The organism is Pseudomonas saudiphocaensis, assembly GCF_000756775.1.
Classification (GTDB): domain Bacteria; phylum Pseudomonadota; class Gammaproteobacteria; order Pseudomonadales; family Pseudomonadaceae; genus Stutzerimonas; species Stutzerimonas saudiphocaensis.
In genome coordinates this window covers 1,392,811-1,413,635 of record NZ_CCSF01000001.1, presented here as the reverse complement: position 1 = coordinate 1,413,635, position 20,825 = coordinate 1,392,811, and the positions used below count along the sequence as shown (strand labels likewise).

18 protein-coding genes are annotated in these 20,825 nt (G+C 61.9%); 11 read left to right on the top strand and 7 right to left on the bottom strand.

The annotated features are described in order from the left end of the window. Window positions 1-117 precede the first annotated feature (117 nt). The 6 genes from tcdA to ybaK all read left to right on the top strand — a co-directional run bounded on the left by tcdA (window position 118) and on the right by ybaK (window position 8,633). Window positions 118-933: a tRNA cyclic N6-threonylcarbamoyladenosine(37) synthase TcdA gene (gene tcdA / locus BN1079_RS06610; RefSeq protein WP_037023171.1), complete on the top strand. Its 816-nt coding sequence runs from the start codon at window positions 118-120 to the stop codon at window positions 931-933. Between the two features lie 61 nt (window positions 934-994). Then, window positions 995-1,534, top strand: coding sequence for a DUF3087 domain-containing protein (locus BN1079_RS06605; protein ID WP_037023170.1), 540 nt, complete (start codon window positions 995-997; stop codon window positions 1,532-1,534). Between the two features lie 212 nt (window positions 1,535-1,746). Beyond that, the gene (gene bglX, locus BN1079_RS06600) at window positions 1,747-4,038 is read left to right on the top strand and encodes a beta-glucosidase BglX (protein WP_037023169.1); all 2,292 of its coding nucleotides are present in this window, start codon (window positions 1,747-1,749) and stop codon (window positions 4,036-4,038) included. A gap of 221 nt (window positions 4,039-4,259) precedes the next feature. After that, window positions 4,260-5,759, top strand: coding sequence for a glucan biosynthesis protein G (locus BN1079_RS06595; protein ID WP_037026665.1), 1,500 nt, complete (start codon window positions 4,260-4,262; stop codon window positions 5,757-5,759). Then, on the top strand, window positions 5,752-8,166 hold the full coding sequence (mdoH, locus tag BN1079_RS06590) for a glucans biosynthesis glucosyltransferase MdoH (protein WP_052114440.1): 2,415 nt from the start codon (window positions 5,752-5,754) through the stop codon (window positions 8,164-8,166). Before BN1079_RS06595 ends, mdoH begins: the two co-directional genes overlap by 8 nt. After that, window positions 8,163-8,633 carry a Cys-tRNA(Pro) deacylase gene (ybaK, locus tag BN1079_RS06585; protein WP_037023168.1) on the top strand — a complete coding sequence of 157 codons (471 nt, stop codon included), beginning with the start codon at window positions 8,163-8,165 and terminating at the stop codon, window positions 8,631-8,633. The genes mdoH and ybaK overlap by 4 nt, the downstream gene beginning before the upstream one ends. 133 nt (window positions 8,634-8,766) lie before the next feature. Here the strand turns inward: ybaK and mltF are convergent, their stop codons facing one another. After that, window positions 8,767-10,230, bottom strand: a complete 1,464-nt coding sequence (gene mltF / locus BN1079_RS06580; RefSeq protein ID WP_037023166.1) for a membrane-bound lytic murein transglycosylase MltF — start codon at window positions 10,228-10,230, stop codon at window positions 8,767-8,769. 130 nt (window positions 10,231-10,360) lie between these two features. Between mltF and BN1079_RS06575 the strand changes: the two genes are divergently transcribed. Further along, a complete protein-coding gene (locus BN1079_RS06575) occupies window positions 10,361-10,654 on the top strand; it encodes a GIY-YIG nuclease family protein (protein WP_037023164.1) in 294 nt (97 codons plus the stop codon). 66 nt (window positions 10,655-10,720) lie between these two features. Continuing rightward, window positions 10,721-11,659 (top strand): glutathione S-transferase family protein, encoded by a 939-nt coding sequence (locus BN1079_RS06570; RefSeq protein ID WP_037023162.1) that lies wholly within the window; start codon window positions 10,721-10,723, stop codon window positions 11,657-11,659. Window positions 11,660-11,713: 54 nt separating this feature from the next. Here BN1079_RS06570 and yejK read toward each other — a convergent pair whose 3' ends face one another. Then, on the bottom strand, window positions 11,714-12,721 hold the full coding sequence (gene yejK / locus BN1079_RS06565) for a nucleoid-associated protein YejK (RefSeq protein ID WP_037023160.1): 1,008 nt from the start codon (window positions 12,719-12,721) through the stop codon (window positions 11,714-11,716). Between the two features lie 292 nt (window positions 12,722-13,013). On the opposite strand from yejK, the gene BN1079_RS06560 reads away from it, so the two are divergent. The 3 genes from BN1079_RS06560 (at window position 13,014) to BN1079_RS06555 (ending at window position 14,677) form a co-directional block, all read left to right on the top strand. Then, complete coding sequence (locus BN1079_RS06560) at window positions 13,014-14,219, top strand: MFS transporter (protein WP_037023159.1); 1,206 nt, start codon at window positions 13,014-13,016, stop codon at window positions 14,217-14,219. Beyond that, complete coding sequence (locus BN1079_RS17880) at window positions 14,219-14,341, top strand: hypothetical protein (protein WP_265332973.1); 123 nt, start codon at window positions 14,219-14,221, stop codon at window positions 14,339-14,341. Before BN1079_RS06560 ends, BN1079_RS17880 begins: the two co-directional genes overlap by 1 nt. Window positions 14,342-14,485: 144 nt before the next feature. Next, window positions 14,486-14,677: a hypothetical protein gene (locus BN1079_RS06555; RefSeq protein WP_037023156.1), complete on the top strand. Its 192-nt coding sequence runs from the start codon at window positions 14,486-14,488 to the stop codon at window positions 14,675-14,677. 27 nt (window positions 14,678-14,704) lie between these two features. On the opposite strand, the gene rlmF is transcribed toward BN1079_RS06555, so the two are convergent. The 5 genes from rlmF to nhaD all read right to left on the bottom strand — a co-directional run bounded on the left by rlmF (window position 14,705) and on the right by nhaD (window position 20,568). After that, window positions 14,705-15,694: a 23S rRNA (adenine(1618)-N(6))-methyltransferase RlmF gene (gene rlmF / locus BN1079_RS06550; RefSeq protein ID WP_037023155.1), complete on the bottom strand. Its 990-nt coding sequence runs from the start codon at window positions 15,692-15,694 to the stop codon at window positions 14,705-14,707. A gap of 44 nt (window positions 15,695-15,738) precedes the next feature. Then, window positions 15,739-16,908, bottom strand: a complete 1,170-nt coding sequence (locus BN1079_RS06545; RefSeq protein WP_037023154.1) for a YbfB/YjiJ family MFS transporter — start codon at window positions 16,906-16,908, stop codon at window positions 15,739-15,741. Between the two features lie 85 nt (window positions 16,909-16,993). Continuing rightward, the gene (locus BN1079_RS06540; RefSeq protein ID WP_037023153.1) at window positions 16,994-18,823 is read right to left on the bottom strand and encodes an SLC13 family permease; all 1,830 of its coding nucleotides are present in this window, start codon (window positions 18,821-18,823) and stop codon (window positions 16,994-16,996) included. 11 nt (window positions 18,824-18,834) lie between these two features. Continuing rightward, entirely contained in the window at window positions 18,835-19,131 is a 297-nt protein-coding gene (locus BN1079_RS06535) for a winged helix-turn-helix domain-containing protein (RefSeq protein ID WP_037023152.1), read from the bottom strand. Window positions 19,132-19,185: 54 nt separating this feature from the next. Then, window positions 19,186-20,568 carry a sodium:proton antiporter NhaD gene (nhaD, locus tag BN1079_RS06530; RefSeq protein WP_037023151.1) on the bottom strand — a complete coding sequence of 461 codons (1,383 nt, stop codon included), beginning with the start codon at window positions 20,566-20,568 and terminating at the stop codon, window positions 19,186-19,188. Window positions 20,569-20,825: the final 257 nt, after the last annotated feature.

The window sequence follows — 20,825 nt, the reverse complement described above, 5'->3', positions numbered from 1 at the left end:
ATTAAATTAAAAGCAGCCGGCAGGAGCGCCGCAACGCAAGGAAAAGCAGGCGGCAGCTGGCTGTAATCGCAGGCTGCACCGGCCCTATAATTGGCCAAGGTTTTTCAGGGGTGCAGTATGTCTAGCGAAGATCAGCGTTTCGGCGGCATCGCCCGTCTCTATGGCCAGGTTGGTCTCGAACGGCTGGCGGCGGCGCATGTGGCGGTGGTCGGCATTGGCGGGGTCGGCTCTTGGGCGGCCGAGGCACTGGCGCGCAGCGGTGTCGGCGAGATCAGCCTGTTCGATCTGGATGACGTCTGCATCACCAACACCAACAGGCAGATTCATGCGCTGGAAGGTGCCGTGGGCAAGCCCAAGGTGGACGAGATGGCAGCCCGCATCCGCGCGATCAATCCGGCCTGTATCGTCCATGCAGTGGCTGATTTCGTGACCCGCGAAACCATGGCCGAATACATCACCGAGCAGATGGATTGCGTTATCGACTGCATCGACAGCGTGCCGGCCAAGGCCGCGCTGATCGCCTGGTGCAAGCGGCGCAAGATCCAGATTATCGCCACCGGTGGTGCCGGCGGGCAGGTGGACCCAACGCAGATTCAGGTTACCGACCTCAACAAGACCTTCAACGATCCGCTGGCGGCCAAGGTGCGCTCCTTGCTGCGTCGTGAATACAACTTCTCACGTACGCCAGGCCGTACCTACAGCGTGCCCTGTGTGTTTTCCACCGAGCAGTTGCGCTATCCCAAGCCCGATGGCGGCGTGTGCCAGAGCAAGAGTTTTATTGGCGAGGGTGTGAAGCTCGACTGCGCCGGTGGTTTCGGCGCGGCAATGATGGTCACGGCAAGTTTCGGCATGGTCGCCGCCGCTCGCGCCGTGGACAAACTGGTAGCCGGTGCGCGCAGGCCGGCAGAGCGCACGGGCGGCGCGAAAGCCTGATAAGCCTGACGTTTGCGTGGATAATTCCCCCAGCCGAACTCCCGCCACCCAAGGAAACCCGATGTCCTCATTCGAAATCAGGCCACAGAACCCCGAAACCTACCGGCAGCAGACGAGGCGCAGCACCCTGGTGGTGGCCGCGACTTTCGCAGTGCTCGCCATGGGGCTTTCGACCATGGCTGTGGCGATGTTCGGAGAGCCGGGCGGGGACAACCTGCGGCTGAATATTGCAGGGGTCGTGGCCGGCTTGCTGCTGACCATCGCCCTGGTGCGAACCTTCTACTGGGAGCAGCCGTGGATGGCTTCGGCGGTCTACGGCTGGCGTCTCAAGCGCAGCCTGATGAGTGTGACCAACGTGATGCACCACGTGAAAGCCGGTGTGGCGGCGGGGGATGAAACAGCGATGAAACTGCTGCGTTTCTACCATCTGGGGCTGACCCAGATGCATCAGCTGGACGCCAACAGCAGCTCGCTTCTTGAGGTCAGGGCCGAGATCGAGGGCCATAAGGAGCGTATGCAAGCACAGGGGCTGGATCTGGATCAGCAGCGCCTCGAAGCTGGTTGGATCGACACTGTAAAAAAGATCGACGCCGCGAAATAAACATGGCGATAATCGCCGCCTCAGCATCGATGATCTAGCATCGGCCGCGCGTATCGTGACGCGGCAAATTTCCAAATCCTTGTTCTTCAACCCAGCGGCGTTCTGCTGCTGGGTCGTACTTCGGTGCGAATGATTCAGCAATGCTACTACTCGGCGATCCGAAGGTCCAAGCCAGGGTCTGTTCGACGAGACGTGCCTGCAGGGTATTGAGAATGAAAACGCTGTGCCTGTTTGGATTGATCGCGGCTTCGCTTGTACTCCCGGCTTTGGCTGCCGGCGAGCCAGCTGTGCTCCATGATAAGTCAGTATTTGTCGAGCAACTGCTTAAGCGTATGACGCTGCAGGAAAAGATCGGTCAGCTGCGCTTGATCAGTATTGGTGGCGACATGCCCAAGGAGCGTCTGGCCGAGGAACTGACGGCAGGCAATGTTGGGGGCACTTTCAACTCGGTTACCCGCCACGACAACCGTCCGTTGCAGGAAGCGGCGTTACGCAGCCGCCTGCAGATACCGATCTTTTTTGCCTATGACGTCGTTCATGGGCACCGCACGATCTTTCCCATTGGCCTCGGTCTGGCGTCCAGCTGGGATATGCGGGCCGTTGCTACAGCCGGGCGTATTGCGGCCATCGAAGCCAGTGCCGACGGCCTGGACATGACCTTCGCGCCTATGGTCGACATCACCCGCGACCCGCGCTGGGGACGTACTTCCGAAGGCTTCGGTGAAGATCCGTACCTCGTATCCGAAATCGCCCGGACGATGGTCAAGGCCTATCAGGGCGAGTCGCTGGGCAACGCGGACAGCCTTATGGCTAGCGTCAAGCATTTCGCCCTGTACGGTGCGGTGGAGGGCGGCCGCGATTACAACGTGGTGGATATGAGCCCGCAGCGCATGCACCAGGATTACCTGCCGCCGTACCGGGCCGCCGTCGACGCGGGCGCTGGCTCAGTGATGGTTGCGCTGAACACAATCAACGGCGTGCCGGCCAGTGCCAACCGCTGGCTGCTGCGTGACCTGTTGCGCGACGACTGGGGTTTTTCCGGCGTGACCATTAGCGACCACGGGGCAATCACCGAGCTGCTCCGCCATGGCGTCGCCGCCGACGGGCGCGAGGCGGCGCGGCTGGCGATCGCTGCCGGGCTCGACATGAGCATGGCGGACTCGCTCTACGGCGAGCATCTGGCCGAACTGGTGGGGGCCGGCGAGGTGCCGATGCAAACCATCGACCAGGCGGTGCGCGAAGTACTGGGTGCCAAGTACGACCTGGGCTTGTTCCACGATCCGTTTCGCCGCATCGGCCAGGCCAGCGATGACCCGCACGACGTAAACGCCGAGAGCCGTCTGCATCGGCAGGCCGCACGCGAGGTGGCTCGCCAGTCGCTGGTGCTGCTGGAAAATCAAAACCAGGTGCTGCCTCTGGACAAGTCGGCGCGCATCGCCCTTGTCGGCCCGCTGGCTGACTCGCATATCGACATGCTCGGCAGTTGGTCGGCCGCAGGCGTCGCCAGCCAGACGGTCACGCTGCGTCAGGCCATGCAGCAGGCGCTGGGTACGGACGGCCAGCTGCTTCACGCGCGTGGCGCCAACATCACCAACGACAAGCAGATGGTCGAGTACCTGAACTTCCTCAACTGGGATAACCCCGAGGTGGTGCAAGACCCGCGCTCGGCAGAGGAAATGATCGCCGAGGCGGTCGCCGCTGCGGAACGGGCAGATGTCATCGTCGCGGCAGTAGGCGAATCGCGCGGCATGTCCCATGAATCCTCCAGCCGCACCAGCTTGCAGATTCCAGCGAGCCAACAAGCGCTGTTGCGCGCCTTGAAGGAAACCGGCAAGCCGCTGGTGCTGGTGCTGATGAATGGCCGGCCGCTGAATCTGACCTGGGCGCAGGGCAACGCCGATGCGGTCTTGGAGACCTGGTTCAGCGGTACCGAAGGCGGCCACGCCATCGCCGATGTGCTGTTTGGCGACTTCAACCCCTCCGGCAAGTCGCCCATCTCGTTCCCGCGTTCGGTGGGGCAGATTCCCACCTATTACAACCATCCGCGTCTGGGGCGGCCCTTTACTGAAGGCAAACCGGGCAACTACACCTCGCAGTATTTCGAAGAGCCCAATGGCCCTTTGTATCCCTTCGGCTACGGTCTTAGCTACACGGAGTTCAGCCTGTCGCCGCCGCGCTTGTCGGCCGAGGTGCTTTCACGGGGCCAGCGCCTGGAGGTCAGCGTGACGCTGAAGAACACCGGCGAGCGTGACGGGGCGACGGTGGTGCAGCTGTATATCCATGATGAAGCCGCCTCGCTGGTGCGCTCGGTCAAGGAGCTGAAAGGGTTTCGCAAGGTCTGGCTCAAGGCCGGCGAAGAGCAGCAAGTGCGCTTTGACATAAGCGAGGACGAGCTGAAGTTTTTTGATGCGCAGCTAGAGCAGGTGGCCGAAGCGGGGATGTTCGAGGTGCAGGTCGGGCTCGATTCGCGAAGCGTCCAGACGCAGCGGTTCGAGTTGCGCTGATGATCGTACGGTCGATAGGGAGGGCAACGTTGCGCTGACAGAGCGGCGCCTGTTTTCGATCAGCGGGGAATCATTTGTGTGGGTAGTAGACCAAGGAACGCAAGCAGGCAAAGGCCTGCGAGCCATTCGTACAGTTAGGAGGCACCGTGTTTACCACTTTTAATCGAGGATCGAACGCTCGCGCTAGCAGCCAGGTGCTGGGGAATCTGCTGGCCCTGTGCATGGCGTTCGTCGTTGGCAACAGCTGGGCGTTCAGCCTCGACGATGTTGCCAGCAAGGCCGAGAAACTGGCCGCCGCTCCTTATCAGGCGCCGCAGAGCAACCTGCCCTCGGTCTTTCGGCAGATGGCCTTCGGCGATTATCAGCAGTTGCGCTTTAACGATGAGAAGAGCTACTGGCGTGACGCTGAAACGCCTTTTGAGCTGCGTTTCTACCACCAGGGCATGCATTTCGACGTACCGGTGAAGATCAACGAAGTCACCGCCACCAGCGTCAACGAAATCCGCTACGACCCGGAAATGTTCGACTTCGGCAATCTCGATATCGATCCGGCAGCACTGCAAAACCTCGGTTTCGCCGGTTTCAAGGTGCTGTACCCGTTGAACAAGAAGGACAAGCAGGACGAGCTGATGAGCCTGCTCGGCGCCAGCTATTTCCGCGTGGTCGGCAAGGGGCAGGTCTATGGCCTGTCGGCACGGGGGCTGGCCATCGACACCGCGTTACCGAAAGGCGAGGAGTTTCCGCGCTTCACCGAATTCTGGGTAGAGCGACCGCAAGCTGATCGCGGGAATCTGCTGATCTATGCGCTGCTGGATTCACCACGCTCTACCGGTGCCTACCGCATGGAAGTCACACCTGGCAAAGACGCCATCGTCGATGTCCAGGCCAAAGTTTTCCTGCGCGAGCCGGTGGAAAAACTCGGCATCGCGCCGCTCACCAGCATGTACTTGTTTGGCGCCAACCAGCCGAGCGAACAACTCAACTACCGTCCGCAACTGCACGACTCGGAAGGTCTGGCGATACATGCCGGAAACGGCGAGTGGATCTGGCGTCCGCTGAACAACCCCAAGCGCCTGGCCGTCAGCAGCTATGGCGTGGAGAATCCCAAGGGCTTCGGCTTGCTGCAGCGCACCCGCGACTTCGGCCGTTACGAAGACCTGGATGACCGCTACGAGCTGCGTCCCAGCGGCTGGATCGAGCCGAAAGGCGACTGGGGCAAGGGCCGCGTGGAGCTGGTCGAGATCCCCACGCCGGATGAAACCAACGACAACATCGTCGCCTACTGGGTGCCGGAAAAGGCCCCGGCGCCAGGTGAGGCAATGGAGTTCGGCTATCGGCTGCACTTCAGCATCGACGAACCGGCACTGCACGATCCCAAGCTGGCCTGGGTCAAGCAGACACGCCTGTCAGCCGGCGATGTAAAACAGTCCAACCTGATTCGTCAGCCCGATGGCAGCACGGCGCTGATCGTCGATTTTGTCGGGCCTAACCTGGCCAAGCTCGCGGCGGATGCGCCGGTCACGACCCAGGTCAGCATCGATGACAACGCTGAGCTGGTGGAAAACAACCTGCGGCACAACCCGGTCAACAAGGGCTGGCGGCTGACCCTGCGTTTACGGGTAAAAGATCCGGCGCGCCCGGTGGAGCTGCGTGCTGCGTTGGTGGATGGCGAGACTACGCTGTCTGAAACCTGGAGCTATCAGATCCCCGTCCATGACTGAACACGTGCAGCAATCTTCTACTCGGGACTATATCGCCGAGCTGTCCAGCGACCCCAGACAGCGTGGTGTGCTGGCCCAGGATCATCAGGGCCGCCTCTGCATTCAGTCGACGCCGCCCATCGTGCGTACCCGGATGGTGCCGGAGCCATGGCACACCAGCGTGCTGCAGCTGAGCTGGTGGCGCCTGATGTTCAAGAAGAACCGCACCGTCGAGCAACCCAGCCGGCCGGTATCCATCGACCGTTCCGGCTGGCGCCAGGTGGCTCATTACCGCCGCCTGGCCCTGCTGATCCTGATGCTGGTGCAGACGGCCATCGCGACCTGGTACATGAAGGATGTACTGCCCTACCAGGGCTGGGCGCTGGTGGATCTGCAAGAGGTCTATCGGCAGCCGCTGCGGGAGTCGGCACGGCAGATTCTGCCTTATGTGGTGCAGACCAGCATCCTGCTGCTCTTCGCACTGCTGTTCTGCTGGGTATCGGTGGGGTTCTGGACGGCGCTGATGGGCTTCTTCCAGCTGCTCAAAGGGCGCGACCGCTATAACATCTCCGCCACCAGCGCGGGTAACGAGCCGATTGCAGCCGAGGCTCGCACAGCGCTGGTGATGCCCATCGCCAACGAAGATGTACCTCGGGTATTCGCCGGGTTGCGGGCGACCTATGAGTCGCTGCTGGCCACCGGCGAGATCGAGCACTTCGATATCTTCGTGCTCAGTGACAGCAACGACCCCGACACCTGCGTGGCCGAGCAGAAGGCCTGGCTGGAGCTATGCCGTGAAGTGGACGGCTTCGGTCATATCTTCTACCGCCGGCGCCGGCGTCGGGTGAAGCGCAAGAGCGGGAATATCGACGACTTCTGTCGGCGCTGGGGCAGCAGCTACCGCTACATGGTGGTGCTGGATGCCGACAGCGTGATGAGCGGCGAGTGCCTGACCTCGCTGGTGCGGCTGATGGAGGCCAACCCGGGCGCAGGCATCATCCAGACCGGGCCCAAGGCCTCCGGCATGGATACGCTCTATGCGCGCATGCAGCAGTTCGCCACCCGTGTCTACGGGCCGCTGTTCACGGCCGGCCTGAATTTCTGGCAGCTGGGTGAATCGCACTACTGGGGCCATAACGCGATCATTCGGGTCAAGCCCTTTATCGAGCACTGCGCCCTGGCGCCTTTGCCGGGCAAGGGTTCATTTGCCGGCGATATCCTTTCCCACGATTTCGTCGAGGCGGCTCTGATGCGCCGGGCCGGGTGGGGCGTATGGATCGCCTACGACCTACCGGGCAGCTATGAAGAACTGCCGCCGAACCTGCTAGACGAACTCAAGCGCGACCGGCGCTGGTGCCACGGCAACCTGATGAATTTCCGCCTGTTCCTGGTGAAGGGCATGCACACGGTGCACCGGTTTGTGTTCCTCACCGGGGTGATGTCCTATCTCTCGGCACCGTTGTGGTTCACCTTCCTGGCACTGTCCACCGGGCTGCTGGCGATTCATACGCTAATGGTTCCCGAGTATTTTCTGCAGCCCAACCAGCTCTACCCGCTGTGGCCGCAGTGGCACCCAGAAGAAGCCATTGCGTTGTTTTCGGCGACGCTGACGCTGCTGTTCCTGCCCAAGGTGCTGAGCGTGCTGCTGATCCTGATTAAGGGTGCTAAGGAATACGGCGGCGGGGTGCGGCTGGTGCTGTCGATGATCCTGGAAACCCTGTTCTCGATGCTGCTGGCGCCGGTGCGCATGCTGTTTCACACCGTATTTGTCACCGCAGCGTTTCTTGGCTGGTCGGTGCAGTGGAAGTCGCCGCAGCGTGCCGACAACGCCACGCCCTGGGGTGAGGCGCTGCGTCGTCACGGCTCGCAAATGCTGTTGGGCGTGCTCTGGACGGCGCTGGTGGCCTGGCTCGATCCGGCGTTTCTCTGGTGGCTGGCGCCTATCGTGGTGTCGCTGATTCTGTCCGCTCCGGTTTCGGTGCTGACCAGCCGTACAGGGCCGGGCTTGGCGGCGTTCCGGCGCAAGCTGTTCCTGATTCCCGAGGAATACAATCCGCCGGCCGAGTTGGCCGCCACGGACCGCTATAACCAGCAGAACCAGGCCAATGCGCTGCGCAATGGCTTCCTCGCCGCCACCGTGGACCCGCTCTACAACGCCATGGTCTGTGCCATGGGGCGCGCACGGCATGCCAAGGTGGTGCCGGCAGCCGAAGTGTTGCGTGAACAGCGCCTGCAGGAAATTCTCGCCGCCGGGCCCGAAGGCCCCGCCGAAGCGACTCGCTGGCGCTTGCTCAATGATCCCGACGGCATGTCGCGTCTACATAGTCGTGTTGTGCAGGATGAGCGTTACCGCGCATGGCGTGAGGCCTATCAGCAGCAACTGCCTGCTAATATTCCGGCTTTCAACCAAACCGTTGCCTTGCCATGACGCCTGCCATCGACCTGCTGAAGAAAACCAAGGCGGACTTTCAAGTCCATTCCTATGAACACGATCCGAAAACCGCGTCCTACGGACTCGAAGCCGCCGAGAAACTCGGGCTGGATGCGACGCGGGTGTTCAAGACCCTATTGGTATGCAGCGAAAAGAACGAGCTGCTGGTGGCCGTGGTGCCGGTGGTTGGCAGCCTTGACCTGAAGGCCCTGGCCCAGGCGGCCAAGGTCAAGAAGGTCGATATGGCTGACCCGGCAGCCGCGCAGCGGGCGACAGGCTATCTGCTCGGCGGGATCAGCCCGCTGGGGCAGAAAAAGCGCCTGCGTACCTTTATCGACAGCTCGGCGCAGGCTCAGCCCAGCATCTACGTCAGTGCCGGGAGGCGCGGTCTGGAAGTGGAGTTGACGGCGCAGGTGCTGGCCGAGCGGACCAGTGCCGAATTTGCCGCTATCGCACGTTCATAACCGCGTTGGAGCGGAATTTCCGCTCGCTTTGCTCTTTAGCCAGCACACCGGTAAAAGCTCGCGGGCAAGCCCGCTCCTACTAAAACCGCGCGCAGGTTGGTGTAGTTGGCCGAAGGCGCACCCTGGCCGTCTATTAAAGCGGCGGCAGGCTTTCACCAAGATCGGTGGAGTTGATGCCCGGGGTGTGGATTTCGCTTTGCACCAGTTGCTGGCCTTCCAGCTGCGGCTGGGTCACCCAGGTGAGGATGTCGTAATAGCGTCGGATGTTGGCCACGAAATGCACCGGTTCACCGCCACGCGCGTAGCCGTAGCGGGTTTTGCTGTACCACTGCTTCTGCGACAGGCGAGGCAGCATCTGCTTCACATCCAGCCATTTGTTCGGGTCCAGCCCCTCGGCTTCGGCCAGCTTGCGGGCATCTTCCAGATGACCTCCGCCAACATTGTAGGCAGCCAGGGCGAACCAGGTGCGATCCGGCTCCTTGATGCTGTCAGGCAGATTGGAGTGCACCAGCGCAATGTATTTGCCGCCACCCTGAATGCTTTGCACCGGATCGACGCGGTTGGTAACGCCCATGGCCTTGGCGGTATTCAGGGTCAGCATCATCAAGCCGCGAACGCCGGTCTTGGAGACGGCATCCGGCTGCCAGTGCGACTCCTGATAGCCGATAGCGGCCAGCAGACGCCAGTCCACACCGTGGACCTTGGCTGTCTCGCGGAAGATCTTTTCGTAACGCGGCAGCCGTTCCTGCAGGTGCTTGGCGAAGGCATAGGCGCCGACGTATCCGAGCACGTCCACGTGGCCGTAGTAGCGTTCGCGCAGACGCTGCAGGGTGCCGTTTTCCTTGGCTTCGGCGAGGAAGGCATTGGCAGCCTCGAGCAGAGTGTCGTCCTCTTCATCCTTGCCGAGGATCCACGCCAGGCTGTTCTGCTCGCCTAGATCGAAGGCCACCCGTGCGTTGGTGAAATACACCTGGTTGAGCGCCAGCTCATTGGATTCCACCAGCGTCAGGTCAACCAATCCCTCATCGACCATACGCAGCAGATCGACCACTTCCACCGCGTCGGACTCTTCATAACGGAGGTCCGGGAGTTCGGTCTGCAGCGCCTTGAGCTTCTCTGCCTGGCTGCTGCCCTTGAGCACCAGAATGCGCTTGCCGACCATGTCTTGCGGCTGGGTAGGGCGGCGTTCGCCACGGCGGTAAACCACCTGGGTCGTGACATCCAGGTAGGAGTCAGTAAAGCGTGCGATACCCTGGCGGCCCTCGCTGGCCACCAGGCCCGCAGCAGCCAGCGCGGGGCCTCCGGGGCGGTTGAGGCGAGCAAAAATCTCTTCGATATTGTCCGCTGTCTCGATCTGCAGCTCGACCCCGAGATGGGTGGCGAAGCGTTTGACCAGCTCGTATTCGAAGCCGGCTTCGCCGTTGCGGTCCTGGAAATAGGTGGACGGACTGTTGCGAGTGATCACGCGCAGTACGCCTTCCTCCTTGATCCGCTCGACCGCGCTAGGGGGTTCAGCGCAGCTGGTGAGCATCAGGAGGAGTCCGGTCGCCAGCAACCAGTTGGTGCAGCGCTTGCGGAGTTGGGTTTGGGCAAACATCGGCGCAGTATACGCAAAGGCGAACCGCCACCATATATGGACATGATTAGCGAACTTTGTTATCAGGCCGCTGGCAAAACCACCCGCCTGCCGAGCGTGGCGCCTGATCCTGCTTCCGTCGAGAGTCTGAATGAGCGACACCCCTGCAAAACCCTGGTTCGTCTATCTGGTACGTGCGGCCAATGGTTCGCTGTACTGCGGCATCAGCGACGATGCCAATCGGCGTTTCGCTGCTCATCAGAATGGCCGCGGCGCGCGCTTTTTTCACACTAGCCCAGCGGTGGCGTTGGTGTATGTGGAAAGCTGCGAAAACAAGGGTGACGCGCTGCGCCGCGAGCGCGCCATCAAGCAACTGAAGAAAGGAGCCAAGGAAGCGCTGATCAAGGACTACAGCAACTCGCTGAATATCTCGGCAATCAGCTAAACGGATGTGCTGCCGGAGCTAGGGCGACTAAGCTGCGTTCCTGAACAAGAACTCGCGGAGCCCGCCATGCATGACCTGATTCTGCATCATTATCCCGCCTCACCTTTTGCCGAAAAAGCGCGCCTGCTGCTGGGCTTCAAGCAGCTTTCCTGGCGTTCGGTGACCATTCCTCCGGTCATGCCCAAGCCGGACCTGACGGCGCTAACCGGCGGCTACCGACGCACGCCAGTGCTACAGATCGGCGCCGACATCTATTGCGATACGGCGCTGATTGCCCGTCGCCTGGATGCCGAGAAGGCTACGCCGGTACTGTTCCCCGAGGACCAGCAGTTCGTCGCCGCCGCCTTGGCTCATTGGGCCGATACGGTGCTGTTCCTACACGCGGTGAGCCTGGTATTCCAGCCCGAATCCATGGCGCAGCGCTTTGCACAGGTGCCGCCGGAGTTCGTAAAAATCTTCAGCAAGGACCGCGTGCAACTGTTTAGCGGCGGCTCGGTATCCGCCATACCGCTGGAGCAAGCCAAAAGCCATTGGCCGCTGCTGATGGCGCGGCTGCAGCAGCAACTGGCACGTGACGACGAGGAATTTCTGCTGGGCAACGCGCCCTGTATCGCCGACTTCGCGGTCGCCCACGGCCTGTGGTTCCTCAAGGCTACTCCGGTTACCGCGCCGCTGGTCGATGACTACCCGGAAGTGTCCGCCTGGCTGAGCAAGGTGCTGGGTGTCGGGCACGGCTCGTACAGCGAACTGTCGGCGCATGACGCCGTGGAAATTGCTCACAAGGCCACGCCGGCACCGCTACCCGAAACCGCCTTCGTCGACCCGAACGGCTTCCAGGCAGGCCAGCCTGTGGTTATTCGCGCGGTGGATTACGGCACTGACCCGGTGGAGGGTGAGCTGCTTTATGCCGGGCTGGAAGAGCTGATCCTGCGCCGCGAGGATGAACGTGCAGGCCTGGTGCATGTGCACTTTCCACGGCTGGGTTATCGCATCGAGGCTCGCTGAGGCTCGGAAAAGCGAGCGCCCGGGGCAGGGCGCTCTTTTAGCAATTTCAGCTGTTCAGTCCTTGCGGCGCTTGAGCTGATCCACCAACTGAGTCGGCAGCTGGCGGATGATCAGCATGTCGCGGGCTTCGTCGTATTCGATCTTCGAACCCAGCAGGTGCGATTCGAAACTGATCGACAGCCCCTCAGCGCGACCGGTGAAGCGGCGAAACTGGTTGAGCGTGCGCTTGTCCGCCGGAAATTCCGGGGCCATGCCGTAATCCTTGTTGCGGATGTGATCGTAGAAGGCCTTGGGCCGCTCTTCGTCGATCAGCCCGGAAAGCTCTTCCAGCGAAACCGGCTCGCCGATCTTCGACTGGCTGCTGGCGTAGCTCACCAGCGCGCTGGTTTTCTCCCGCGCCTGTTCCTCGGGCAGATCCTCGTTCTCGACGAAGTCACTGAAAGCCTTGAGCAGCGTGCGCGTCTCGCCCGGCCCATCGACCCCTTCCTGGCAACCGATGAAATCACGGAAGTACTCCGAAACCTTCTTGCCGTTCTTGCCCTTGATAAACGAGATGTACTGCTTGGACTGCTTGTTGTTCTGCCACTCGGAAATATTGATCCGCGTGGCCAGGTGCAGCTGGCCAAGGTCCAGATGCCGCGCCGCCGCCACATCCAGCGACTCGGTAACGGTCACGCCTTCGCTGTGATGCAGCAGGGCGATGGCCAGGTAGTCGGTCATCCCTTGCTGGTAATGGGCGAACAGCACATGGCCGCCGGTGGACAGGTTGGATTCTTCCATCAGCTTTTGCAGATGCTCCACCGCCTGGCGGCTGAAGGCGGTGAAATCCTGATTGCCTTCAAGATACTGGCTTAGCCAGCCACTAAAGGGGTACGCCCCCGACTCCTCGTGAAAGTATCCCCAGGCCTTGCCCTGCTTGGCGTTGTAGCTCTCGTTGAGATCGGCCAGCAGATTCTCCATGGCCTGGGACGCCCCCAGCTCGCTATCGCGGGCATGCAGCACGGCAGGTGTGCCGTCGGGCTTCTTCTCGATCAAATGGACAATGCAGTGACGGATGGGCATGGCAAGGATTCGCGGTGGCAGTGAGAAAGGCGGGGTAGTTTACCGGTTGTTGGGGTGAGGTTCTGCATTGGGTCGGCAAGTGCTCCGAGCGAGCGGCGGCTGAGGCCATGTGCAAACAGCGGAACACCGTAACTTGGTGGGGCGCCGACCATGTTTAATGCGCCCCGATATTGACTGTGGTCGGGCACGCTCGAGGATCTGCAGGCTCGACTTGCACTCGAGACGCTCAAAGGGGCTGCCGAAGTGGTGGTCGTCCCGAGTAGACTGGTCGCCTTGTTAAAGGAACGATTCCATGTCTTCTGCTTGGCGTAATAGCACCTGGATCCTGCTTGGCAGCTCACTGATTCTCGCCGTGTCGCTGGGCGTGCGGCATGGTTTTGGCCTGTTTCTGCCGCCGATGAGTGCCGAGTTTGGCTGGGGGCGGGAGGTGTTCGCCTTTGCCATTGCCTTGCAGAACCTGATCTGGGGCATAGCGCAGCCCTTTACCGGGGCGCTGGCTGACCGTTTCGGCGTGGCCAAGGCAGTATTGATTGGCGGGATTCTCTATGCCGTCGGGCTGGTGCTGATGGCGATGGCGGATACGCCAACATCGCTTGCGCTGAGCGCCGGGCTGCTGATCGGTATTGGGCTGTCGGGGACGTCGTTCTCGGTGATTCTCGGCGCGGTGGGGCGGGCAGCTTCGCCGGAGAAGCGCAGCATGGCGATGGGCATTGCGGCTGCGGCCGGGTCATTCGGCCAGTTCGCGATGCTGCCAGGCACCTTGGGGCTGATCGGTTGGCTTGGCTGGTCTTCCGCCTTGCTGGCGTTGGGCTTGCTGGTGGCGCTGATCGTGCCGCTGGCGGCTATGCTGCGTGGCGGGCCGCCAGCTCCCGATTCCGGCCCTCGTCAGTCGTTGCCTGAAGCATTGCGTGAGGCGCTGGGGCATTCCGGCTTTCGGCTGCTGGCGCTGGGGTTCTTTGTCTGTGGCTTCCAGGTGGTGTTTATCGGTATCCATCTGCCGGCCTATCTTGTGGACCGCGGCTTGCCGGCGGCAACGGGGACCACGGTGCTGGCGCTGGTAGGCCTGTTCAATATTGTCGGCACCTATACGGCAGGCTGGCTTGGCGGCAAGTATTCGAAGCCCAAGTTGCTGACGGCGCTCTACCTGCTGCGTGCGGTAGTCATCACCACATTTTTCCTCGCGCCGCTGACGCTATGGACGGCTTATGGCTTCGGCATTGCCATGGGCTTGTTGTGGCTTTCCACGGTGCCGCTGACCAATGGCACCGTGGCGACGCTGTTCGGTGTACGTAACCTGTCGATGCTTGGCGGTATTGTCTTTCTGCTGCATCAGATCGGCTCGTTCTTCGGCGGCTGGCTAGGCGGTTGGGTTTACGACCGTACCGGCAGTTACGACCTGGTGTGGCAGCTTTCCATTGCGCTGTGCTTCATGGCTGCAGCCTTGAACTGGCCGATCCGTGAACAGCCGGTGGCGCGCCTGCAGCCGGAGCCGGCGTGATGCGTCGGGGCTGGGCCTGGTTGGGTGGCGCTGCGCTGTTGGCAGTGCTGCTGGCATTGGCCTGGTGGGGCTGGCAAAACGGCGGGCTGGCGCTGTTGCAACTAGGTATTGGTGTCTGCTGATCGGGGCTTTTCGCAATTTTTGACAGCGTACGGAATCATTTCTGCGTAGGTGGCTCCAACAGGCGGAACGAATCTTGCTGTAGCTGAATCGTAATATAAGCCCTGTACAAAGCTGCGGCATGCAGTCACCTGGAGTACCGAACGATGTCCACGCTTACTGAACTTGCCCAACAGATCGCCCAACTCTATCCGCTCCAAGACAAGCGAGTGGGCAAGCGCTATCGCGTTGTTGGCGAGCTGGCCGGGATGACCGAGCTGGAGGAGATCAACGGCGAGCCGCGTTACATTCAGACGCTGGCGTTGAAGGATCGCCAGCGCTGGGATCTGGTGGTCTGAAAAGCCACCAGCGTTGCCACTACTGAGTTACGCCGGCTTGCCGCGCGATGCGGCAAGCCACTGCGCCCGTTGCGCATCATCGAGAAAGGTCCAGGCAACGAAGCGGCTGCGCTTCTGGCCCTGTGACATTTCCACTACCCGCACTTGCAGTGCACCGAGCTTCTCTAGCCGGCTTTGTAATGGCTGAACATTGCCCGCTTTTGATACCAGCGTGGTGAACCAGCAGATCTGCTGCGCCACCTTGGTGCTTTCATTGGCCATGCGGTTGAGAAACGCCGCTTCGCCACCTTCACACCATAGCTCGGCCGCCTGACCACCGAAGTTCAGCGCGGGCAGCTTGCGCTTGGGGTCGAGCTTGCCGAGGTTGCGCCACTTGCGCTGGCTGCCGCTGCTGGCCTCGGCCTGGGAGGCATGGAAGGGCGGATTGCACAGGCTGATATCGAAGCGGTCACTGGTCTCTACCAGCCCCGTGAACAGCTGCAGCGGATCGTTTTGCTGGCGCAGGCTGATGCCTTTGCCGAGCTGGTTCGCTGCGACTATGGTGCGCGCCGAGGCCAGTGCAACGTTATCGATGTCCGAGCCGGTGAAGCGCCAGCCATATTCACGTAGGCCGATCAGCGGGTAGATGCAGTTGGCGCCGGTGCCGATGTCCAGCGCGTGGATGCGTGCGCCGCGAGGGATCTCGCCGGCGTTGTCTTCTGCCAGCAGGTCGGCCAGGCCGTGCAGGTAATCGGCGCGCCCCGGAATCGGCGGGCATAGATAACCCGGCGGAATATCCCAGTGGGCGATGCCGTAGAACTGCTTGAGCAGCGCCCGGTTGAAAACCCGCACGGCCTCGGGGTTGGCGAAGTCGATGCTCTGCTTGCCGTAGGGGTTGAGGATCACGAATTGCGCCAGCTCCGGGCTGCCGGCAATCAGCGCCGGGAAATCGTAGCGGCCGGTATGACGGTTGCGTGGGTGTAGCGAGCCTTTGCTGCTGTCGGGCTTGCCAGCGGACACTGCGGGTTTCTTCGGCATTATCTTCAACGGGTCTGGAAAACCCGCGCATTGTCCCACAGCTTTCAGTTGCGGCGCGGCACCAGCAGCATCCAGAACAACCCCCAGAACAGCGCGCCGGCCCCGAGCCAGAAAGCACTGTGCAGGCTGCCGCCCATGTTCAGCCAGAGGCCGGTTAGCCAGGGTCCCGCCAGCTGCGTCAGGCCATAGAGGGCGATCAGCGCTGCTGAGAGCCGCGGCCCCTGGTGCGGATGCAGCGCGCGCGCTAGGCGTTGTGTCAGCAATACGGTACCGAGGAAGGTGCCGCCCACCAGCACTGCACAGAGCATGATGCCGCTGGCACCCGGCAGCAGCAGCGCCGCCAGCACCCCGATCAGCTGGGTGACGTAGCTCAGGCGCAGCGCAATGATGTCGCCAAGACGTACACCCAGGCGGTTCCACAACCAGGGTGAGGGTAGGGCGGCGAATGCAACCACCAGCCAGCTGCTGCCGACCAGGAAATCACCAGGCTCCACCTGCAGGCTCGCCACCATCGGCAGGAAGGTCATGGGCAGGATGTAGCCCAGTCCGGCGCCCGCGTAGGAGAGAAACAGCGGTGTGCTGGCGCGATCCAGCAGGCGGCCGCTGGGCTTTACCGCAGCTTCTGCCGCCGGTTCTTCATCGGGCATGTCCAGTTTCGCCAGCTGGCTCCAGCCCCACCAGGCCAGGGGAATGGACAGCAGCGCCGCTGGCCACCAGCGATCGGCGCCCTGCAGCACACCGTTGCTCAGGCTGACCAGCACACTGGAAAGAATCAGCCCCACACATACACCCAGGTACACCAATCCGCTGGAAGACACCCGGCGTTGGCGTGCCAACCATTCGAGGATCAACGATGGCGCCTGGACAAATACCAACCCGTTGCTGATGCCGTTGAGCAGGCGCAGGAACGACAGGGCATCGGCGGATTCGGCCTGAGTCTGAGCCAAGGTGCTGAGCACATGCAGGGCCAGTGCCCAGGGCAGGCTGCGACGGATCTGCGAGACACGGTGCCAGCGCACGGCGAGCAAGGCGCCGATCAGGTAGCCAAGGTAGTTCCAAGTAGCGACGCTGGCGGCCTGTTTAACGCTGAGCAGGCCATCCTCGACCAGCCAGGGCAGCAGAGGCGTGTAGACGAAGCGGCCGAGGCCGTGAACCACCAGCAGCAGGACAGCACCGGCCAGCAGGACCGGAAACAATGCAGGGCGTTGGGACATGTGACTTTTTTATTCTGTAAAAGCGACGAGGGTAGCGTCAGATAGGGCGAAGGGATATGCCACTTTCTTCTGAACTGTACCCAATCTACAAGGGAAACAGCCAGGGCACCAGCATGACCGAAACCAGCATCACCAGCAGGGTGAAGGGTACGCCGACGCGGACGAAATCGCCGAAACGATACTGCCCTGGCCCCAGCACCAGAGTATTCACCGGTGATGAAATGGGCGTCATAAACGCCGCAGAGGCCGCCAGTGCGACGATCATGGCGAAGGGGTAGGGCGAAGCGCCAAGCTGGCTCGCGGTGGAGATGGCCACCGGTGCCATCAGCACCGCCGTAGCGGTGTTGGAAATAAACAGGCCGATCACCGCAGTGAGCAGGAACAGGCAGGCCAGCAAGGCATGCGGCCCGGCGTCGCCAAACAGGCCGATCAGCCCCGAAACCGCCAGGGCTATGCCGCCGGTTTTCTCCAGCGCCAGGGCAAAGGGCAGCATGCCGACGATCAGCACCAGGCTCTGCCAGTGAATGGACTTGTAGGCGCTGTCCATGTCGATGCAGCGGAACAGGCCCATTACTAGGCAGCCAAGCAGCGCTGCCAGTACGTTAGGTACCAGACCGCTGACCATCAGCCCGACCATCACCGCCAGCCCCAGTAAGGCGAAGGGTGCACGGCTGGCGGCAGGCGCGACGTCATCGATTTCCGCCGGCAGGCTGAGTACCAGGAAATCGCGACTGAGCCCCTGCAGGCGGTGGATGTGTTTCCAGCTGCCCGCCACCAGCAGGGTATCGCCGGGCTTGAGCTTTTCGTCTACCAGCACGCCGTCCAGCGCCTCATGTTGGCGGCGTACCCCCACCACATTGAGCTTGTAGGTGCTGCGAAAGCCCAGTTGCTGGATGGTCTTGCCGAGCAGGCGCGAATCCGGTGGCAGTGCGACTTCGGCAAGGCCCAGTTCGTTGGAATAGTCGCCGTAGTAGGAGTCATTCAGTTGCAGTGATTCAACGCCGAGTTCCTGATAGGCGCCGAGTAGAGCGATGGCCGGGCTGGCCAGATCCACCAGCAGCACGTCGCCGACGAACAGCTCGGTATTGCCGGTGGCGATGATCAGCAGCTTGCGGAACTTGTGCTGGCGCTCAACGGCGATCACGTTGATGCCGTACTGGCTGCGCAGCTTGAGCTCATCCAGCGCCTGGTTGGCCAGCGGCGAGCCATGCAGTATGCGCAGGCGTCGCTCGCGTTCGGGCAGGCGATAACGTTGGGCGAGGACACTCAGTGTGTCGCGTGGCTCGGCAGGTGCGGTGGGTTCGATATCGCTGCCGAGCCAGCGTCGCGCCAGCAGCATATAGGCGATGCCCAGCGCCAGTATTGCCATGCCGATGGGGGCGAAGCTGAAGAAGGAGAAGCCATCCAGGCCGGCGCGGCGCAGTTCGCTGTGCACCACCATATTCGGCGGCGTTGCCACCAGAGTCAGCATGCCGCTGATCAGGCCGGCAAAGGCCAGCGGCATCATCAGCCGGCGCGGCGAGACCTCCATGCGCGCCGCGATGCTCAGCACCACCGGGATAAAGATCGCCACTACGCCGGTGGAACTCATCACCGAGCCTAGCCCAGCCACGGCGAGCATTAGCAGGATCAGCAGGCGGGTTTCGCTGCTGCCAGCCGAGCGCACCAGCCAGTTGCCCAAGCGATAGGCAATGCCGGTGCGTACCAGGCCGTTGCCAATCACGAAAAGCGCGGCGATGAGGACCACGCTGGGGTCGCTGAAGCCGGCCAGCGCTTCGTTGACGCTGATGATGCCGGTAAGTGGCAGCGCAACCATCGCCAGCACCGCGACCACGTCCATGCGGGGCTTGTTGATGACGAACAGGCCGACGCAAGTAGCCAGCAGGGCGAGAACCAGCAGCAGATCAAAGTTCATGGGCAGCGCTATCAGGGGTAACCGAGAACCGTCTTCAGGCGGGGCAGGTTGAGCTCGATCCACTGGCGGTCGATGGGTCCCCAGTGGTGGATGCGATAATGGCCAGCGTTGTGGCGTTCGCCATCGTCCTGGACGAAGCGACAATCGATATCAAGATCAGCCAGTGCCGCCAGGGTGTCCTGAGCGGTTCGCCTTGGCATGCCAGTGGCCGCAGTTAGTGCGGGGACGCTGGTGGCCGTACCGCTGTCGATCAACCAGGCGATGTAGAGGCGTCGGTAGAAACTGGTGGTGGTCTTGCTGACGGTCATGATCTTCCTCTGGCCGTGGCGGCTGCGCATGGCCGCCACGGCCTGAGCGGGGCCTTATTGCAATGCGAGCATGCCTATATAGGTCACAAAGCCGCCAGTGTAGCCGAGGACGGCCAGCAGGCTGACGCGCTTGACGTACCAGGTGAAGCTGATCTTCTCCATGCCCATGGCGGCCACGCCGGCAGCCGAGCCAATGATCAGTGTGCTGCCGCCGGTACCTGCGCAGAAGGCCAGCAGCTCCCAGAACTTGCCATCGACGATGAACTGCGCCAGCCAGCCGGCTTCGCCCGGCGCGGCGGCAGCCAGCATGCCGGGTGTGACCAGCGGATACATCTTCATCGAACCGGCCACCAAAGGCACGTTATCGACGACGGCCGAGAGCAGGCCGATGGCGTAGTTGATCGCGTAGATATTGCCGAACGACTCGCGCAGCGCGGTGGCCACCTGGGTCAGATGGCCGGCAGTGGCCAGTGCAGAGACGGCCAGTAGGATGCCGAGGAAGAACAGTACGCTGGGGGTGTCGACTTTGCGCAAAACACCCACTACCGAAAGCGGATGCTTGTGGTCGGCGTGCTTGTTGCGATGGAGGAATTCGGTGGTGACCCAGAGCACGCCCAAGCCAAAGAGAATGCCCATATAGGGTGGCAGGCTGGTCACTGTTTTGAAAATCGGCACAAACAGCAGGGCGCCAATCCCCAAGCCCAGCACCAGGTTGCGCTCGAATGGCGTGGTGGCCGGTGGTTGCGACTCGGCCAGATGCGCGCGGGCGCGGGGGCGTGGTGCCTCGCCATGCAGGCGGAAGCTAAGGATGAGCAGCGGCAGCAGCAGGCATACCAGGCTTGGCAGGAACAGGCCAGTGATGACTCCGGGTGCGGTGATCTGACCACCGATCCAGAGCATGGTGGTGGTCACGTCACCAATCGGCGACCAGGCGCCGCCGGCGTTGGCCGCAATGACCACGATGCCGACATAGAGCCAGCGCTCGGGGCGACCACGGATGAGCTTGCGCAGCAGCGAAACCATGACGATGGTGGTGGTCAGGTTGTCCAGCGCGGCAGACAGGAAGAAGGTCAGGAAACCGATGATCCATAGTAGATGTACGCGCTTACGCGTCTTGATGCGATCGGTGATGGCCTTGAAACCTTCGTGGGAGTCGATCAGCTCGACGATGGTCATCGCGCCGAGCAGGAAGAACAGGATCTCGGCAATTTCACCTAGGTGATGACGCAGCTCGGTCACCACCACGCCGGAAGAGTCGATCGGATCATGGCTGCCCGGTTGCAGCAGCGGCAGGATGGTATCCGCGCCCAGTATCAGCACGGTCCAGCTCAACACCGCGGTGAGCAGTGCGGCGGCGGCCTTATCGACCTTTAACTGATGCTCGAAGGCTATGCATAAATAGCCCAGAACAAATACAACAGCCATGAGTGCGTACATTGCAGGAAGGCTCCATTTTGAGAAAGCTGGCCGGCCGCTTCGGGTGCGAAAAAAGGCTCGGTAACTGGCAGGCTCGAAATGGCGGTGGGCTTTGCGAGTGAAACAAGTGAAACCGGGTACGGAAGGGTCACTACCTGCGCGTAACGGCTGCGCATACGGCTGCCCGAGAGAGGGCGCTGTGGTGCGGGGCTTGCTTCAAGTCGTACAGCTTTAGCGTTGGCTTAGCCTGCCAATCCTTATTCAGAAATTGTTAGATG

Excerpts from the sequence above, each read along its gene's own strand:
- BN1079_RS06555 (WP_037023156.1), top strand. The coding sequence starts at position 14,486 with ATGTCCACGCTTACTGAACTTGCCCAACAGATCGCCCAACTCTATCCG.
- BN1079_RS06560 (WP_037023159.1), top strand. The coding sequence starts at position 13,014 with ATGTCTTCTGCTTGGCGTAATAGCACCTGGATCCTGCTTGGCAGCTCA.
- mltF (WP_037023166.1), bottom strand. The coding sequence starts at position 10,230 with ATGTTTGCCCAAACCCAACTCCGCAAGCGCTGCACCAACTGGTTGCTG.
- BN1079_RS06535 (WP_037023152.1), bottom strand. The coding sequence starts at position 19,131 with ATGACCGTCAGCAAGACCACCACCAGTTTCTACCGACGCCTCTACATC.
- BN1079_RS06595 (WP_037026665.1), top strand. The coding sequence starts at position 4,260 with ATGGCGTTCGTCGTTGGCAACAGCTGGGCGTTCAGCCTCGACGATGTT.
- BN1079_RS06605 (WP_037023170.1), top strand. The coding sequence starts at position 995 with ATGTCCTCATTCGAAATCAGGCCACAGAACCCCGAAACCTACCGGCAG.
- tcdA (WP_037023171.1), top strand. The coding sequence starts at position 118 with ATGTCTAGCGAAGATCAGCGTTTCGGCGGCATCGCCCGTCTCTATGGC.
- yejK (WP_037023160.1), bottom strand. The coding sequence starts at position 12,721 with ATGCCCATCCGTCACTGCATTGTCCATTTGATCGAGAAGAAGCCCGAC.
- BN1079_RS06570 (WP_037023162.1), top strand. The coding sequence starts at position 10,721 with ATGCATGACCTGATTCTGCATCATTATCCCGCCTCACCTTTTGCCGAA.
- ybaK (WP_037023168.1), top strand. The coding sequence starts at position 8,163 with ATGACGCCTGCCATCGACCTGCTGAAGAAAACCAAGGCGGACTTTCAA.
- mdoH (WP_052114440.1), top strand. The coding sequence starts at position 5,752 with ATGACTGAACACGTGCAGCAATCTTCTACTCGGGACTATATCGCCGAG.
- rlmF (WP_037023155.1), bottom strand. The coding sequence starts at position 15,694 with ATGCCGAAGAAACCCGCAGTGTCCGCTGGCAAGCCCGACAGCAGCAAA.
- nhaD (WP_037023151.1), bottom strand. The coding sequence starts at position 20,568 with ATGTACGCACTCATGGCTGTTGTATTTGTTCTGGGCTATTTATGCATA.
- BN1079_RS17880 (WP_265332973.1), top strand. The coding sequence starts at position 14,219 with ATGCGTCGGGGCTGGGCCTGGTTGGGTGGCGCTGCGCTGTTGGCAGTG.
- bglX (WP_037023169.1), top strand. The coding sequence starts at position 1,747 with ATGAAAACGCTGTGCCTGTTTGGATTGATCGCGGCTTCGCTTGTACTC.
- BN1079_RS06575 (WP_037023164.1), top strand. The coding sequence starts at position 10,361 with ATGAGCGACACCCCTGCAAAACCCTGGTTCGTCTATCTGGTACGTGCG.
- BN1079_RS06540 (WP_037023153.1), bottom strand. The coding sequence starts at position 18,823 with ATGAACTTTGATCTGCTGCTGGTTCTCGCCCTGCTGGCTACTTGCGTC.
- BN1079_RS06545 (WP_037023154.1), bottom strand. The coding sequence starts at position 16,908 with ATGTCCCAACGCCCTGCATTGTTTCCGGTCCTGCTGGCCGGTGCTGTC.